Origin of the sequence: Buchnera aphidicola (Mindarus japonicus), assembly GCF_039393905.1 — a bacterium.
In the GTDB taxonomy this organism is placed as follows: Bacteria; Pseudomonadota; Gammaproteobacteria; order Enterobacterales; family Enterobacteriaceae; genus Buchnera_A; species Buchnera_A aphidicola_B.
Genome location: NZ_CP135030.1, coordinates 116,381 through 132,240, shown reverse-complemented (window position 1 = coordinate 132,240; position 15,860 = coordinate 116,381). Strand labels below are relative to the sequence as shown.

Sequence of the window (15,860 nt, the reverse complement as noted above, 5' to 3'; positions counted from 1 at the left end):
CCAACAAAAAATATTTTTAATAAATTTTTTTAATATATTTTTAAAACTAAATATAAAAATTTTTTTTTATTTTGGAATTAAAAAATTTTTTTTAACTAAATATTCAGTTAGACGACAATATTCAGATATTGATATATTTTCAGCTCTTAGTAAAGGATTAATACCTAAATCACATAATTTTTTTTCAGAAAATAATTTTGATAAACTATGCTTAACTATTTTTCTTCTTTGAGAAAATGCTACGTTAGTAACATACGATAACATCGTAATATCTTTTACATGATAAGGAGAACAAACATGTGGTTGTAAACGAATAAAAGAAGAATTAACTTTAGGAATAGGGGAAAATGATTCTTTAGAAATATCTAATAATAATGTTACTTTGAAAAAGTACTGAATAATAATGCTTAGTTTTCCATAACTTTTTTCACTAGGATTAGCTTGAATACGATCAGCGACCTCTTTTTGAAACATAAAATGCATATCTTCTATAAGATAACTAAATTTTAATAATTTTATCATTAAAAATACTGAAATATTATACGGTAAATTTCCAAAGATTCGTATCCGTTTAGCTTTTTTTTTATAAAACTTTAAAAAATTGAATTTAATAATATTTTCAGAAAAAATTGTCAATTTTTCTGGAGAAAAAAAATTTTTTAATTTTTCTGATAAATTTTTATCAATTTCTACAGCATAAAGTTTATCTATACGTTTTAATATAGGAAAAGTCAAAGAACCAAATCCTGGTCCAATTTCTAGTAAAACTTCACCTGATTTTGGATTAAGGTTATCAACAATATTACTAATAACAATTTTATCAATTAAAAAATTTTGTCCGAATTTTTTAGAAGGTTTGAATAAATTAAAGTTTTTTTTCATATTATACAACTTATTTATTTTTTTAAATATTTATTTTTTTTAATTTTTATTTCATAAAAAATGTTTTTTCTAAAATAATAAAAAATATAAATTTTATTTTTTTTGATAAAGTATAAAATATATAAAACATAAATCAATATAAATGAAACGAGAATTTATGGAATCATGGTTAAAATTACTACTTTTGCAATCTTTAACTTATTCTTATATAATTATAATTATAATTTCTTTTTTAGAATCATTAGCAATCATTGGTTTATTTTTACCAGGCATTGTTTTTATGTCTATGATAGGTACATTAATAGGAAATCAAAATTTAAACTTCTATGCAGCATGGATCGCTAGTAGCATAGGATGTTTACTTGGAGATTGGCTATCTTATTTCTTAGGACTAAAATTTAAAAACTGGTTATATTTTTTAAAAAATATAAAAAAATATGAATCTATTCTTTCGAAAATAAAAAATACTATTCGTACGCATAGTATGGCTACAATACTTATTGGTCGTTTCATTGGTCCTACTAGATCTTTAATTCCAATGGTTTCAGGAATGTTGAAATTATCTTTTAGAAAATTTATAATTCCTGATATAATTGGTTGCTTACTATGGCCTCCTGTTTATTTTTTTCCCGGTATTATAACGGGAATAGTATTAAATACTCCAAAATATAATGAAAATGAAAATTATCTTAAATGGATTTTATCAATTATATTTTTAACGTTTTCTATTGGAATATGGTTTTTATGGATAAATAGAAATAAAAACGTTAATCAACTATTAACATTTTCATTATCAATAAAAAAAATTAACTATATTGGATTTTTCCTAATTTCTTTTGGAATTGTTGGATTTATTTTACTTCAATTTCATCCAAAAATATCGTTTCTTAGACATGCTATAATAAAAATTATTTCTTTTTAAGAAAAATCATATATTTAAATTGTTTTAAATAATTTATATATCTTATTTCTAAACAATCGGCACGGAGGGATTTGAACCCTCGACCACTGACACCCCATGACAGTGCGCTACCAAACTGCGCTACGTGCCGAAATTTATTTGAACAGTTTTTTAAAAAAATATTTATTAAAACTACTATTTATAAAATAAAAACTATTGCTGTTTAATTTGGTTTGTATAAATAAAATCCATATGTATTATCTTAGGTTTAAATGGATGGTAATGAATTTCTTTAATTGTAACAACATATTTTTTACTACAAACAATTAATTTTACTTTTTTTTTATAAAATTTAGAATTAATAATAATTTTATCATCTATTTCAATATGTAATGTTGGTTTTTTTATTCCATATACTATAGCTGGAAATTTATTGTTTACTCGTAAAGCTCTACTAGCACTTTTTCCTGTTTTATTTCTTTGTACGGCGTGAATAGTTAACATCATTTTTTTCCTATTAAATACGAATATAAATTTTATATATTTTTATAAAAATTTATTATTTTTTTAAAATTTAAAATACAGTCTAAATAGACTGTAGTAAAGAAATTTCTTTTTTCCATAAACTAGAATCGATAGTTTCTAAAATTAACGGAATATTTTCAAATTCTTTTTGTTTCATAATCCAATCAAATGGAATTATTCCTATATTTCCTTTTCCTAAATTATGATGACGATCTAAACGGCTATTAAATGTTGCTTTGGAGTCATTTAAATGCATTCCTTTTAAGTAATTAAATCCTATAATATTTTCAAATAATTTAAACGTATTCTCACAATCTTTTTTTGTTCGTAAATCGTATCCAGAAGAAAACAAATGACAAGTATCAATACAAACTCCCACTCTTGATTTATCATCAACTTTTTGTATTATTTTAGATAATTGTTCAAAACAATATCCTACGTTAGTACCTTGTCCAGAAGTATTTTCTATTACTACACATATATTTTTAACTTTTTCTAAAGCTATATTAATCGAATCTGAAACAAGTTGTAAAGACTTATCTTCGTTAAATTTTTGTAGAAAACTACCTGGATGAAAATTTAAATATGACAATCCCAATTGTTGACAACGATGTAATTCGTCTATAAATGCTTCTCTAGATTTTTTTAATAATTCTTTTTCAGGATGGCATAAATTAATTAAATAACTACTATGAGGTAATATTTGAGAATTACTAAATTTATACTTAATGCATGTAGATTTAAAATCTAATATTTCTATTTCAGTTAAGGGGATAGATTTCCATCTTCTTTGATTTTTAGTAAAAAATGCAAAGGCAGTTGCTCCTAATTCATAAGCTCTAATAACTGCCATTTTTATTCCACCAGCAGCACTTACATGTGCTCCAATATATTTCATATTTTAAGTTAATCCAAAAAATAATAATGTTATATATATGTATATTACTATATGTTAAAGAACAACATATTTTTTTTAATTTATAATTTTTTTATAATCAAAAAAACATTTAATAAATACAATTATTTTTTATTAAAATGTAATTTGTAAACGATTATGTTATTAATACTTCTTAGGCAATATTTGATGAATTAAATATCAAATATTTTTACAAAATATTATTTTAATAATTTATGATATAAATCATATTATAATAATGTAATTAACTTTATAAGAAAAAAAATGAAAAAAAAAAATTATCTAACTATTTTCGAGACAATTCATAAATTAGAAAATTTTTGGACAAAAAAAGGATGTCACATAATTCAACCACTAGATATTTCAGTTGGAGCAGGAACATTTCATCATAAAACATTTTTTACAACCATAGCTGGTACAGCTGCTAAATTTGGATATATTCAACCTTCTAGAAGACCTTATGATGGAAGATATGGAAAAAATAATAATCGTTTACAACATTATTATCAATTTCAAATTATAATTAATCCGGTTCCATCAAATATTCAAGATTTGTATTTAGAATCTTTAAAATATATTTTTATTGATACTACAAAAAACGATATACGTTTCGTAGAAGATAATTGGGAAAATACCACTTTAGGAGCTTGGGGAATGGGATGGGAAGTCTGGCTAAATGGAATGGAAATTACTCAGTTTACATATTTTCAACAAATGGGAGGCGTGCAATGTAATCCTGTAACTGTTGAAATTACTTATGGAATAGAACGAATATCTATGCATATACAAAATGTAACAAATGTATATAAATTAATCTGGAGCAAAAATAAAAAAAATAGTGTCTCTTACAAAGATTTATTTCTTCAAAATGAAATAGAACAATCCTCTTACAATTTTCAACATTCTAATATTCAATTATTATCAAATCTTTTTGAAAATCATATACTAGAATCAAAAAGATTATTTTCTCTCAATCCTCCTTTATTTATTCCATCATATGAACATGTTTTATATGCTATACATAATTTTAATTTATTAGATGCTAAAAAAACTATGTCTTCTTCTGAAAGACAAAAAAAAATTCTTTTTATACGTACATTAACTAAAGAAATAGCTACTAAATATAAAAACTTATCATAATTTTTATCTAGAGGACTTATGGAAAAAATATTTTTATTTGAATTAGGAACAGAAGAACTTCCATCAAATATACTTCAAAATCTATCGGAATCTTTTTTTAATAATTTTAAAAAATTGTTAACTGTATATCACATAAAATACGAAAAAATATTTTTATTTACAACACCAAGAAGAATAGCTATAAAATTATATTTATTAAATAATGAAAATTATTATAGTTTCTCTGAAGAAAAAAAATTAATTGATTCGTTAGACACTAGTATTAAAAAAAAAAATGATCCTAAAAACATTATCTACTTTTTATCAAAAATTATCAATTTTTCTATTAAAAAAATTATTTCTTCTAAATTAATGAAATGGGATAGTAATGAATATAGATTTTATAGACCAGTTAGAAATGTTTTAGCTTTACTAAATAAAGAAATTGTTAATATTAAATTATTTAATATTTCAGCTGATCGAAAAACTATAGGGCATTTATTAATGCATAATCAAAAAATTACTATTAATCATGCTAATGAATATCCTTTACTACTAAAAAATATAGGAAAAGTAATATCAAATTATGAAGAAAGAAAAAAAATAATATATGAAAAAATATTAAAAAAAATAAAAAAAATAAACGGAATTCCTAAAATTAATAAAAATCTATTAGAAGAAACAACATCATTAGTAGAATGGCCTAGTATATTAATGGGAAAATTTGAAGAAAAATTTTTAAAAATTCCAGTAAAAATACTAATTCATGTTATACAAAATATTCAAAAATGTTTTCCAATATATAAAACATCTAGTAAATTAAAAAACCATTTTTTAATTGTTGCTAACATAATAGTAAAAGATTATAAAAAAATAATTTTTGGAAATGAAACAGTAATACATTCAAGATTATTAGATATTCAATTTTTTTTAAAAAAAGATACTGCAATAGCATTAGAAAACTATCTTCCTGCTTTAAAAAACATAATTTTCCAAGAAAAAATAGGAACTTTATTTGATAAAACTATGAGATTAAAAAAATTATCAAAATGGATTTCTAAGTTTACTAAAGCAAACTTAAAAGATTCAATTCGAGCTGCTCTGTTATCAAAATGTGACCTTGTTACCAATATGGTATTCGAATTTCCAGAATTGCAAGGTACTATAGGAAGTTATTATGCTTCATGTAATAACGAATCTTCTTCCGTAATTCATGCTATTCAAGATCAATATTATTTATTTAAAAAAAAGAAAAAAATTCTTTTTCATCCAGTTTCCTGCACTTTGCTAATAGCAGATAAAATCGATACTATTTCTAGTATATTTCTAATTAATAAAATTCCTTCAGGAGACAAAGATCCTTTTTCATTAAGAAGAGCAGCATTAGGAATAATTAAAATAATTTTATTTAATCAAATTAATATAAATTTAACTGAATTAATTAAAAATTCTATTAAAAATATGTCTTCAAATAATGATTTGAAAATAACATTTCAAATAAAAAAATTTATTTTAAACCGATTATTTAGCTTTTACAAAGATCAAGGTTTTTCCGTTAAAATAGTTAAATCTGTTTTCTATCTAGAATTAGATGAATTAATAGAAATTAACAATAGAATAATCCAAATCTCATCTTTGAATGAGAAGTTAAATTTATTAGTTAAAATGTATAAAAGAATTCAAAATATACTGAAAAAAAACAGCGAAAAAATTAATACTGCCATTAATGAAAATTTTTTAATTGATACAAATGAAATAGAATTATTTTTTGCTTTTAAAAAATCAAAAAAAATAATAAAAAAGTTTTTAGATAAAAAAAAATATAAAGATTCATTACTGGAAGTAATTAATTTACAAAGTTTTATAGAAAATTTTTTTAAAAAGACAACTATTTTTCATAAAAATGATAATATTCGTTTAAATCGTTTATCATTATTATATTTCATAAAAAAAATTTTTTTAAAAATTACAAATTTTTCTTTGTTAATTTAACTAAAAATTATGTTAGTTATTTTAATATAACTCTACATTACATAAAATGTATTATTTAGTATTTTTTTATAAAAGTAGATTCATATTTGTATATGTTATATATATCTATACGATATATATAATATATATTATATATATAATATAAAAAATAAAAATTTTACTTAAAAATATAATATTTTTTTTAGAAAATATATTTATACTATAAAAATTAATATATAAAAATTAAATTTTTTAATTGATGATTTATTATGATCATAATATGATTTTTATTATTTTTTTAAAAAATTTTAGTATTTAATTTTATCATTAATATTATTACTGATAATAAAAATTTTGAATAAATTTCTTTAATTCATTTTTTTTTATCGATTTCCTTAAGTCACTCATAAGAGTTTGATAATAAAAAATATTATGTATAGAATTTAATCTAATTCCTAACGTTTCATTGCATTTATCTAAATGATGCAAATATGCTCTACTATAATTTTTACATGTATAACACTTACATTCGGAATCTACAGGAAAACCATCATTTTTATATTTTGAATTCCGAATTCTAACTATTTGTTTTTTTGTAAATAAAAAACCATTTCTAGCATTTCTAGTTGGAATAACACAATCAAACATATCAATCCCTTTACTTACAGCTTCTATAATGTCAATTGGTTTTCCTATACCCATTAAATACCTTGGTTTTTCTTCAGGTAACTTCAAAGAAATTTTTTCTATCAAAGAATACATTATTCTTTTTGGTTCTCCTACTGCAAAACCTCCCAAAGCATATCCATCAAATCCAATCTTCAACATTTCAAGCATTGAAAAATCTCTTAAATCCTTAAATATTCCTCCTTGGATAATTCCAAATAATGCATTTTTACTATTTTTTTTATTAAATTGTTCCTTGCTTCTTTTAGCCCATCTTAAAGATCGTTCAACGGAATTTTTTACTTTATCCCAACTATTTGGATATGAAACACATTCATCAAAACACATTACGATATCTGATTGTAAACAATGTTGAATATCAATTGACTTTTCTGGAGTTAGAAATAATAAATTTCCATTCTCTGGATTTCTAAAATTTACTCCTTCTTCTGAAACTTTACAAAAGTTAGACAAGCTAAAAACTTGATACCCTCCAGAATCAGTTAATATTTTTCCTTTCCAATTCATAAAATTATGCAAACTACCAAAAAAATTTATAATATTTTCTCCAGGTCGAAAGTATAAATGAAAAGCATTTCCTAATATTATATCTATACCAATTTTTTCTAAATCTTTAGAAGAAACTCCTTTTACACAACCATAAGTACCTACTGGCATAAATACCGGAGTTTCTATTATTGCTCCTCCTAGGTTTAAACGTCCATATCTTGCTAAACCATCTTTATTTAAAACTTGAAATTTCAAATTTTCACCTTTTAAAAAAAATTATATATGATAAAAAATCTGTTTTTTAAGAAAAAAAAATATTTTTCTTTTCATTCTGTTTTTTTTTAGTAATAAACATTGCATCTCCATAACTTAAAAATCTATATTTTTTTTTAATAGCTTCTTTATAAACGTTAATGGTGTTTTTGCAACCCAAAAAAGATGCTACTAATAATATTAATGTAGATTTTGGAAGATGAAAATTTGTAATTAATCCATCAGCAACGGTATGCTTGTAACCAGGATAAATAAAAATATTTGTTTTTCCAAAAAAAGAAGTTATATTTTTTTTTTCTTTTCTATTATAGTTTTGAACCGTTTCAAGCGCTCTAATTGTGCTTGTTCCAACAGCTATAACTCTGTTTCCTCTTTTTTTACACTTTGATATGTTATTAATAACTTCTGAAGTCACTTGTACATACTCTGAATGCATGATGTGATCTTTGATACTATTTGTCGTAATAGTTTGAAACGTTCCTAAACCAATATGCAAAGTAATAAAAGAAAATTGAACATTTCTTTTTTTTAATTCATTTAATAGCAAGTAGTCAAAATGTAAACCGGCAGTCGGAGCTGCTACAGATCCTGGTTGATTTCCATATACTGTTTGATAAAAAATTTTATCATGAACATTATCTTTTCGATGAATATAAGGAGGTAAGGGAATATGTCCTAAAATATATAACATATCCAACACTTTTTTTACATTATGAAATTTTATTTCAAAACATTTTTCTTTTATTGATATAATTGAACAATAAAATTTTTTTTTATTTCCACATATGAAAATATCTCCTATTTTACAAGAATTAGAAGACCGAATTTTTGCTATTACTTTAGTATCATTTTTTATTTCTAAAACAAAAATTTCTACTTTTCCACCAGTTTTTTCTTTTACTCCAAAAATTCTAGCTGGAATAACCTTGGTATTATTGAATATTAACAAGTCTTTAGAATTAAAATAGTTAACAATATTTTTAAAAAAAGAATGTTTGATTTTTCCACATTCACCATCGATTAATAATAATCGGCTTTTACTCCTAGATAAAATCGGATAATAAGGTATTAAAGATTTAGGTAAAAAAAAATCAAAATCAGAAAAATGATACATATCTATTTTATAATTTTTATAAAAATTTTTATTTATTTTAATAATTTATCACATTTTTTTTGAAATGTATAAAAAATACATATTTAAAAATTTAATTCTTAATAAAAAATTACTTATTTCTTAAAATAATATTAAACTTTTCTTTTAGTTGAAAAATACATTTTTCCACTAACTTTAGTATTTCATCTTCCATTAACGTTTTGTGTTGATTTTGAAAAAATAAACTAATTGTCATACTTTTCATTCCCTTAAAAAATTTTTTATCACTATATATATCTATTAAAGAAACTTTTTTAATATTTTCAGAAGATATTAATTCGCATTCTTTGATGATATCACAAGATAAAAATTTTTCAGATATTAAAAAAGATATATCTTTTTTACTACTTGGAAAAATAGAAACATTATTAATACTAAAAACGTTAAAAGGAAATAAATTTTTAACTGATATCTCAAATAAAAAAACAGTATCTTTTAAATTAAATTTCTTAACTAGAACAGGACTTAAAGTTCCAATTTTTCCAATTGAAATATTATTCAATAATATTTCTGCGCTTTGCTTACAATGTAATCCAGGAAAAACTTTAGGGAAAAAAGAAATATCAGAATGATAACCTGTTAAAAAAAACATAGATTCTAAGTCATCCTTTAAATCAAAAAAATCTAATTTTTTATATAATACATTCCAATGTTTTTCTGTTGAAATTCCACTTATTGCTCCAGAAATAAACAACTCTTGTTGTATTTTAAATTTTTCTTTTTTATTTACTTTAAAACATAATCCTGTTTCAAATAATCGAATAGAAGTTTCTTGTCTATTTTGATTATATGAAATAGCATTTAATAAACCAACAAATAATGTTTGCCTCATAGAAGACATTTCTATTGAAATAGGATTTAATAAAGAAATTGTTTTTTTGTTGTCGATAAAAAAATTTTGTTGCAAAGGATTTATAAAAGAATAACTAATTATTTCATTATAACTTTTATAAAAAAACATATTTTTTATTTCTTTTAAAGAAGATAAAAACTCATTTTTTTTGTTAACAAAATTTTTTGATTTTATTGGAATTAATTTAATATGATCACATCCAACTATTCGAACTATCTCAGAAATAATATCTTCTTCAAAAGCAATGTCATAACGCCATGTAGGGACAATGATTTTCCATATATTATTTTTATACTCTAAACATTTAAATCCCAAACCAATTAAGATTCTTTTTATTTCAATAATATTTATTTTACAACCTAAAACTTTTTTTATTTTTTCAAAATGTAAAAAAATTTTTATTTTTTTAAAATAATTAGATGATATTTTTTGTTCAAAAATAGGATCTGGCAATCCTCCACATATTTTTAATACTAATTTAGTTACATATTCTATAGCATAAACTTGCAGCTCAAAATCCATTCCTCTTTTATACGTTTCTAAAATTTTGTAAGAAATCCAATCTTGATTTGATAAATTTTTAGCATATTTAGGAGTTAAAAATATACTACTGACAAGAATATTACTTTTATTTAAATAAGATTTATTATTTATTGAATTTTTACTAGAAGGAATAAAAATTATTTCTGAATTTTTATTTTCAACAACTACTGTTTTTTCATTTAAAACAATCGAATTTTTTTCTTCTATTTTAAATATCTCATTTCTTTTAGAATATCTAAATGTTAAATTAATATCATCTGAATCCCAAGGACATATATGTATTGGTTGATTTAATTCAATTAATACATAGTTAATAATATTAGAAATAATATTTTTTTCTAGAAAAATCTCAGAAGACCTTAATTTTTCTTTCATCCAAAAAGGAGTTTCTCTCGTTAAATCAACATTTCTAATAATTCTTCCTACATATTTTGGAGATTCTTTATAAGTTAATATTTTAATATCATCTAAATTTTTTATTTTAGAAGTTAATGGAAATTCTTCTAATTTAGAAAAGTTTAAATTATTTAAAACAGAAACCTCTCTCGCTATACCAATAATTCCTAATACGTCAGCACGATTAGAAGGAACACTAATAGTTATAGTAGAATCTTTCAAAGAAAAATATTTTTGTATATTTTCCCCAATTAAAGCATTATGAGGTAATTCCACTACATTATTAATATAATTATCAAACATTCCTAACTCTTGAAAAGAACATAACATTCCTTCGGATAATTCATTCTTTAATAATTTAGAAACAACTTTTTTATTTTTAAAGACTGTACTACCTTCAACAGCTACAGCAACTTTTTTTCCTATTTTACAATTTTTAGCATTGCTGATAATTTGAATAATTTTTTCTTTTCTAATTTCAACTTGCAAAATTTTTAATTTTTTAGATTTAGGATGTGCTGTACACTCTACAATATTTCCTACTATTACTTTTTTAAATTTGTTCAATTTATCAATTGATATTTCAGCCTCTAATCCAGCTTGAGTCATTTGACCACAAATGTTTATTTTATTAATTGCAGGATCAATCCATTCAAACAACCATTTTTTGCTAAATTTCATTACAAATATCACCTAATTTTTATTTAAATTGTTTTAAAAAACGTAAATCATTTTCAAAAAATAAACGAATATCAGTAATTTTATTACGCAACATTACTAATCTTTCAACTCCCATTCCAAAAGCAAATCCTTGATAATCCTCAGAACTAACATTGATTTTTTTTAAAATTACAGGATGTATCATTCCACAGCCTAATATTTCTATCCAATATTTTTCTTTTTTTAAAATGTCCACTTCCATTGAAGGAACGGTAAATGGAAAAAAAGAATTTCTAAAACGTTTAGTTACCTTTTCTTTAAAAAAATAATCAATAAATGAGTTTATTATCCATTTTAAATTAGAAAAATTTATTTTTTTATCAATAACTATCCCTTCTATTTGGTGAAACATAGGAGTATGCTTAGTATCATAATCATTACGATATGCTTTTCCAGATACTAATATCTTTGCAGGAAATTTATTTTTTTTTAATATTCTAATTTGCATGCTAGACATTTGAGTTCGTAATAAATAATTATTATTAATCCAAAAAGTATCATGAGATTCTCGAGCTGGATGATCTTTAGGAATATTAAGAGCATCAAAATTATGATATTCATCTTCTATTTCAAAATTACTAGCAATTAAATTAAAACCCATTTGAGAAAAATAATCTTCTATTTCATATATAGTTTTATTTATTGGATGTATAGAGCCTATATTAAAACGTTTACTAGGTAACGTAACGTCTATTTTTTCTGAATTAATTTTATTTTTTAAACTTAACTTTAAAATTTCATTTTTTTTAGATTCAATTAAATATTGAATTTCTTTCTTAATTGTATTAACTTCTGCACTCCATTTTTTTCTTTCTAATAACGATAAAAAAGATATTTTTTTAAAAATTTTAGCAAAAACTCCCTTTTTACCAAAAAAATTTAATTTTTTTAATTCTAATTCTTTAATACTAGTTATTTTTTTAATACTAGTTTTAAATAATTTACTTTTCTTTAAAACCAATATAATTTCGTCATATATACTCAATTTTATTACCTTTATTATTTTTTTATATGCTTTTTTATTAAAAAAAATAAAAAAATAACAAGAGGAAATGTTTTTTACTCTCCTCTTGTTTTTCATTTAGTTATATAAATTAAAAAAAAAAATTATGCAGATATTTTTTGTAAAGCTAGCCGTGATTGTTCAACTAATTGACCAAAAGTTGTTTTATCAGAAATCGCGATATCTGATAAAACTTTTCGATTAATATTAATTAATGATTTTTTTAAACCAAACATAAAATTACTATATGATATTTGATGATATCGAACAGCAGCATTAATTCTTATAATCCAAAGTTGACGAAATTTTCGTTTTTTTTGACGTCTATCTCTATATGCATATTGACCAGCTTTAATGACAGCTTGAGCTGCTACTCTATATGCTCGAGATCGAGCTCCATAATAACCTTTTGCTTCTTTTAAAACTTTTTTATGACGAGCTCGAGCAACTGTTCCTCGTTTTATACGAGCCATTTTTTTAACTCCCTACATGCTCGATGAAACATGCTTGTATTAATATTTTAGTTTATGATATTATTATGCATAAGGTAAAAAAGATATAATTCGATTTATATCACTTTTAGAAACAACTATCTTAGATCGTAGATGACGTTTTCTATTAGTTGTTTTTTTTGTTAAAAGATGTCTTAAATTCGCTTGTTTTCGTTTAAATTTACCTGATTCGGTTTTTTTAAAGCGCTTTGCTGCACTTTTTAAAGTTTTAATTTTTGGCATTAAAATAATTATTCTCAGTTAATAAAAAAATTATGTTTTTTAGAAATGATTATCTATTCAATTATTTATTTTTTTTAGGTGATAAAATCATTACCATTTGACGGCCTTCTATTTTACGAGGAAAGTATTCTATAGTAGAAAATTGAAATAAATCATTTTTTATTCTTTTTAACATATTAATTCCTATTTCCTGATGTGCCATTTCTCTTCCTCTAAAACGTAATGTAATTTTAACTTTATCTCCATTTTTTAAAAATCGTATTAATTTTTTTAATTTTACTTGATAATCTCCAACTTCAGTACTAGGTCTAAATTTTATTTCTTTAATTTGAATAATTTTTTGTTTTTTTCTTTGTTCTTTAAGTAATTTAGTTTTTTCATATAAAAATTTTCCATAATTCATCATCTTACATACTGGAGGAGTAGCATTAGGACTTATTTCAACTAAATCTACTCCTAAAATTTCAGCTTTTTTTAAAGCATCTTTTAAACTAAAAATACCTATTTGATCGCCTTTAACATCTGTTAAACGAACCTCTGATGCTCGAATTTCTTGATTTATTCGATTCATTTTTGATGAATTTATTCTTTTTCCGCCTTTAATACTTTATTCCTCCATTTGAGAAAAACTACGAGTAAAAATTTCATCTTTTATTTTTTTAAGAAAGACTTTATATTCAATGTTATTTATATCCTTTCCTTTACTAGTTCGAATAGAAACTAAATTCTCTTTAACTTCCTTATCTCCACAAATTATAATATAAGGAATATATTGCATTGAATAATATCTAATTTTAAAACCAATAGATTCTTTTCTTAAATCTAATTTAACACGAATTCCTAATTCTAACATTTTTTTAGCTAATTTCCTTATATAATTAATATGAACTTCATTAACATTTATTATTACTACTTGTATAGGAGATAACCAAGTAGGAAATTTTCCTTTATATTCTTCTATTAAAATTCCAATAAATCTTTCCATTGAACCTAAAATTGCTCTATGAATTAATACCACAGGTTTTTTTTTATTTTTTTCATCTATATAAAAAGCATTTAATCTTTCTGGTAAATAAAAATCCAACTGAATAGTTCCACATTGCCAAATTCGCTTTAAATTATCAAGAAAAGAAAATTCTATTTTTGGCCCATAAAATGCTCCTTCTCCTACTTGATACGTAAATTTTATATTACTTTTTCTTAATACTTCTGATAAATCTAACTCCGCTTGATCCCAAATAATATTACTACCAATTCTTTGTTTTGGTCGAGTAGATAACTTGACTTGAATTTTTTTAAATCCAAAAAAATGATATATTTCATATATCATTTTTATACAATAAGTAATTTCACTACGAACTTGACTGGATGTACAAAATACATGTCCATCATCTTGTGTAAATGACCTAACTCTCATTAAACCATGTAAAGAACCAGATGATTCGTTTCTATGACAAACTCCGAATTCCGCCATTCTAATTGGAAGATCTTTATACGATTTTATTCCAGTATTAAATATTTGTATATGTCCAGGACAATTCATAGGCTTAATACAGTATATTTTATTTTCGGAAGTTGTACTAAATATATTTTCAAAATAATTTTCTAAATGTCCACTTTTTTCCCATAAATTTCTATCCATCATTAATGGACTTTTTACTTCTTCATATTTATAACTAATTAATTTTGATCGAATTAAATCTTCTAACTCCCTAAAAATAATCCATCCATTATTATGCCAAAAAACCATTCCTGGAGAATCTTTTTGAATATGAAATAAATTTAATTTTTTAGAAATTTTTCTATGATCACGTTCTTCTGCTTCTTTACGCTCTAACAAATATTTTTTTAGTTCTTTTTCACTAACCCATGCAGTACCATAAACACGTTGTAACATTTTATTATTTTTATTTTTTTTCCAATAAGCTCCGGAAATATTCAATAAACTAAAAAATTTACAAAACCTAATATTTGATACTTGAGGGCCATAAAAATCAATGTTTTTTTCATGATTATATAGAAATAATGTTTCTATATTTTTAAACTTTTTTTTAAGTTCTTCAACTTTATACCATTCCTCATTTTTCTTATATAATTTATAAGCTTCATTCCATTGAACTTTCTTTTTTATTATTTTATATTTTTTTTTACATAATTCCTTCATTTTTTTTTGAATCAATAGCATATCTTGTAATGTTAAAGATCGATTTAAATCAAAGTCATAATAAAAACCGTTTTCTGTAATAGATCCAGTTGCTATTTTTACATCTGGCCAAATTTTTTTTACAGCGTAGGCCAAAAGCTGCATGCTAGAAAATCGAATAAGATTCAAAGCCAATTTATCTACAACTGTTATAAATTTTACTTTGCTATCTTTTTTAATTATTGTTTCTATATCTACAAAATTATTGTTAACAACAGCTGCTATAATAGTTTCAGAAACATTAAATCTAATATCATTAGCAATTTCTAACAGTGAAACAGATTTATCATAAACTTGATGACGACCATCAAAAAACGTGATAATGGGCATCTTAAAATCCTTAATTTTATTTTTTTATTAAAAGAAATTTTTTTTTAAAAAAATATCTTAAATAAATATTTAAAATATTAAATTAGGTTAAAATAATAAGTTAATTATTAACTTATATAAATTAAACTAAAAAATGCTAGTCTATTTTTTTGACTAGCATTA

The 15,860-nt window shown here is 22.5% G+C and carries 14 protein-coding genes and 1 tRNA gene; 3 read left to right on the top strand and 12 right to left on the bottom strand.

Features of this window, described 5'->3' with window-relative positions; translation table 11 throughout:
* Positions 1–66 precede the first annotated feature (66 nt).
* Positions 67–882: a 16S rRNA (adenine(1518)-N(6)/adenine(1519)-N(6))-dimethyltransferase RsmA gene (gene rsmA, locus RJT65_RS00645; RefSeq protein WP_343152948.1), complete on the bottom strand. Its 816-nt coding sequence runs from the start codon at positions 880–882 to the stop codon at positions 67–69.
* A 157-nt stretch (positions 883–1,039) separates the two neighbouring features.
* Here rsmA and RJT65_RS00640 point away from each other — a divergent pair, with 157 nt between their 5' ends.
* Positions 1,040–1,804 (top strand): DedA family protein, encoded by a 765-nt coding sequence (locus tag RJT65_RS00640; RefSeq protein ID WP_343153168.1) that lies wholly within the window; start codon positions 1,040–1,042, stop codon positions 1,802–1,804.
* Positions 1,805–1,860: 56 nt separating this feature from the next.
* Here RJT65_RS00640 and RJT65_RS00635 read toward each other — a convergent pair.
* The 3 genes from RJT65_RS00635 to nfo form a co-directional block, all read right to left on the bottom strand.
* Positions 1,861–1,934 (bottom strand) — tRNA-Pro (locus RJT65_RS00635).
* A gap of 62 nt (positions 1,935–1,996) precedes the next feature.
* A complete protein-coding gene (gene rplY, locus RJT65_RS00630; RefSeq protein ID WP_343152946.1) occupies positions 1,997–2,290 on the bottom strand; it encodes a 50S ribosomal protein L25 in 294 nt (97 codons plus the stop codon).
* 79 nt (positions 2,291–2,369) lie between these two features.
* Positions 2,370–3,206: a deoxyribonuclease IV gene (gene nfo, locus RJT65_RS00625; protein WP_343152943.1), complete on the bottom strand. Its 837-nt coding sequence runs from the start codon at positions 3,204–3,206 to the stop codon at positions 2,370–2,372.
* A gap of 282 nt (positions 3,207–3,488) precedes the next feature.
* Between nfo and glyQ the strand changes: the two genes are divergently transcribed.
* On the top strand, positions 3,489–4,364 hold the full coding sequence (glyQ, locus tag RJT65_RS00620) for a glycine--tRNA ligase subunit alpha (protein WP_343152941.1): 876 nt from the start codon (positions 3,489–3,491) through the stop codon (positions 4,362–4,364).
* A gap of 18 nt (positions 4,365–4,382) precedes the next feature.
* On the top strand, positions 4,383–6,335 hold the full coding sequence (gene glyS / locus RJT65_RS00615) for a glycine--tRNA ligase subunit beta (protein ID WP_343152940.1): 1,953 nt from the start codon (positions 4,383–4,385) through the stop codon (positions 6,333–6,335).
* A 315-nt stretch (positions 6,336–6,650) separates the two neighbouring features.
* Here the strand turns inward: glyS and tgt are convergent, their stop codons facing one another.
* The 8 genes from tgt to thrS all read right to left on the bottom strand — a co-directional run bounded on the left by tgt (position 6,651) and on the right by thrS (position 15,698).
* Positions 6,651–7,745: a tRNA guanosine(34) transglycosylase Tgt gene (gene tgt, locus RJT65_RS00610; protein ID WP_343152939.1), complete on the bottom strand. Its 1,095-nt coding sequence runs from the start codon at positions 7,743–7,745 to the stop codon at positions 6,651–6,653.
* Between the two features lie 46 nt (positions 7,746–7,791).
* Positions 7,792–8,877, bottom strand: coding sequence for a tRNA preQ1(34) S-adenosylmethionine ribosyltransferase-isomerase QueA (gene queA / locus RJT65_RS00605; RefSeq protein ID WP_343152936.1), 1,086 nt, complete (start codon positions 8,875–8,877; stop codon positions 7,792–7,794).
* A 109-nt stretch (positions 8,878–8,986) separates the two neighbouring features.
* Positions 8,987–11,389, bottom strand: coding sequence for a phenylalanine--tRNA ligase subunit beta (pheT, locus tag RJT65_RS00600; protein ID WP_343152934.1), 2,403 nt, complete (start codon positions 11,387–11,389; stop codon positions 8,987–8,989).
* A 19-nt stretch (positions 11,390–11,408) separates the two neighbouring features.
* The gene (pheS, locus tag RJT65_RS00595) at positions 11,409–12,509 is read right to left on the bottom strand and encodes a phenylalanine--tRNA ligase subunit alpha (RefSeq protein WP_343152933.1); all 1,101 of its coding nucleotides are present in this window, start codon (positions 12,507–12,509) and stop codon (positions 11,409–11,411) included.
* A gap of 26 nt (positions 12,510–12,535) precedes the next feature.
* Positions 12,536–12,904 carry a 50S ribosomal protein L20 gene (rplT, locus tag RJT65_RS00590; protein ID WP_343152931.1) on the bottom strand — a complete coding sequence of 123 codons (369 nt, stop codon included), beginning with the start codon at positions 12,902–12,904 and terminating at the stop codon, positions 12,536–12,538.
* A 63-nt stretch (positions 12,905–12,967) separates the two neighbouring features.
* Positions 12,968–13,165: a 50S ribosomal protein L35 gene (rpmI, locus tag RJT65_RS00585; RefSeq protein ID WP_343152929.1), complete on the bottom strand. Its 198-nt coding sequence runs from the start codon at positions 13,163–13,165 to the stop codon at positions 12,968–12,970.
* A gap of 61 nt (positions 13,166–13,226) precedes the next feature.
* Positions 13,227–13,769 (bottom strand): translation initiation factor IF-3, encoded by a 543-nt coding sequence (gene infC / locus RJT65_RS00580; RefSeq protein ID WP_343153166.1) that lies wholly within the window; start codon positions 13,767–13,769, stop codon positions 13,227–13,229.
* A 3-nt stretch (positions 13,770–13,772) separates the two neighbouring features.
* Entirely contained in the window at positions 13,773–15,698 is a 1,926-nt protein-coding gene (thrS, locus tag RJT65_RS00575; protein ID WP_343152928.1) for a threonine--tRNA ligase, read from the bottom strand.
* Positions 15,699–15,860 lie beyond the last annotated feature (162 nt).

Bases quoted from the DNA above. Each gene is read 5' to 3' on its own strand.
- rsmA (WP_343152948.1), bottom strand. From the start codon at position 882: ATGAAAAAAAACTTTAATTTATTCAAACCTTCTAAAAAATTCGGACAA.
- RJT65_RS00640 (WP_343153168.1), top strand. From the start codon at position 1,040: ATGGAATCATGGTTAAAATTACTACTTTTGCAATCTTTAACTTATTCT.
- rplY (WP_343152946.1), bottom strand. From the start codon at position 2,290: ATGATGTTAACTATTCACGCCGTACAAAGAAATAAAACAGGAAAAAGT.
- nfo (WP_343152943.1), bottom strand. From the start codon at position 3,206: ATGAAATATATTGGAGCACATGTAAGTGCTGCTGGTGGAATAAAAATG.
- glyQ (WP_343152941.1), top strand. From the start codon at position 3,489: ATGAAAAAAAAAAATTATCTAACTATTTTCGAGACAATTCATAAATTA.
- glyS (WP_343152940.1), top strand. From the start codon at position 4,383: ATGGAAAAAATATTTTTATTTGAATTAGGAACAGAAGAACTTCCATCA.
- queA (WP_343152936.1), bottom strand. From the start codon at position 8,877: ATGTATCATTTTTCTGATTTTGATTTTTTTTTACCTAAATCTTTAATA.
- pheT (WP_343152934.1), bottom strand. From the start codon at position 11,389: ATGAAATTTAGCAAAAAATGGTTGTTTGAATGGATTGATCCTGCAATT.
- pheS (WP_343152933.1), bottom strand. From the start codon at position 12,509: ATGAAAAACAAGAGGAGAGTAAAAAACATTTCCTCTTGTTATTTTTTT.
- rplT (WP_343152931.1), bottom strand. From the start codon at position 12,904: ATGGCTCGTATAAAACGAGGAACAGTTGCTCGAGCTCGTCATAAAAAA.
- rpmI (WP_343152929.1), bottom strand. From the start codon at position 13,165: ATGCCAAAAATTAAAACTTTAAAAAGTGCAGCAAAGCGCTTTAAAAAA.
- thrS (WP_343152928.1), bottom strand. From the start codon at position 15,698: ATGCCCATTATCACGTTTTTTGATGGTCGTCATCAAGTTTATGATAAA.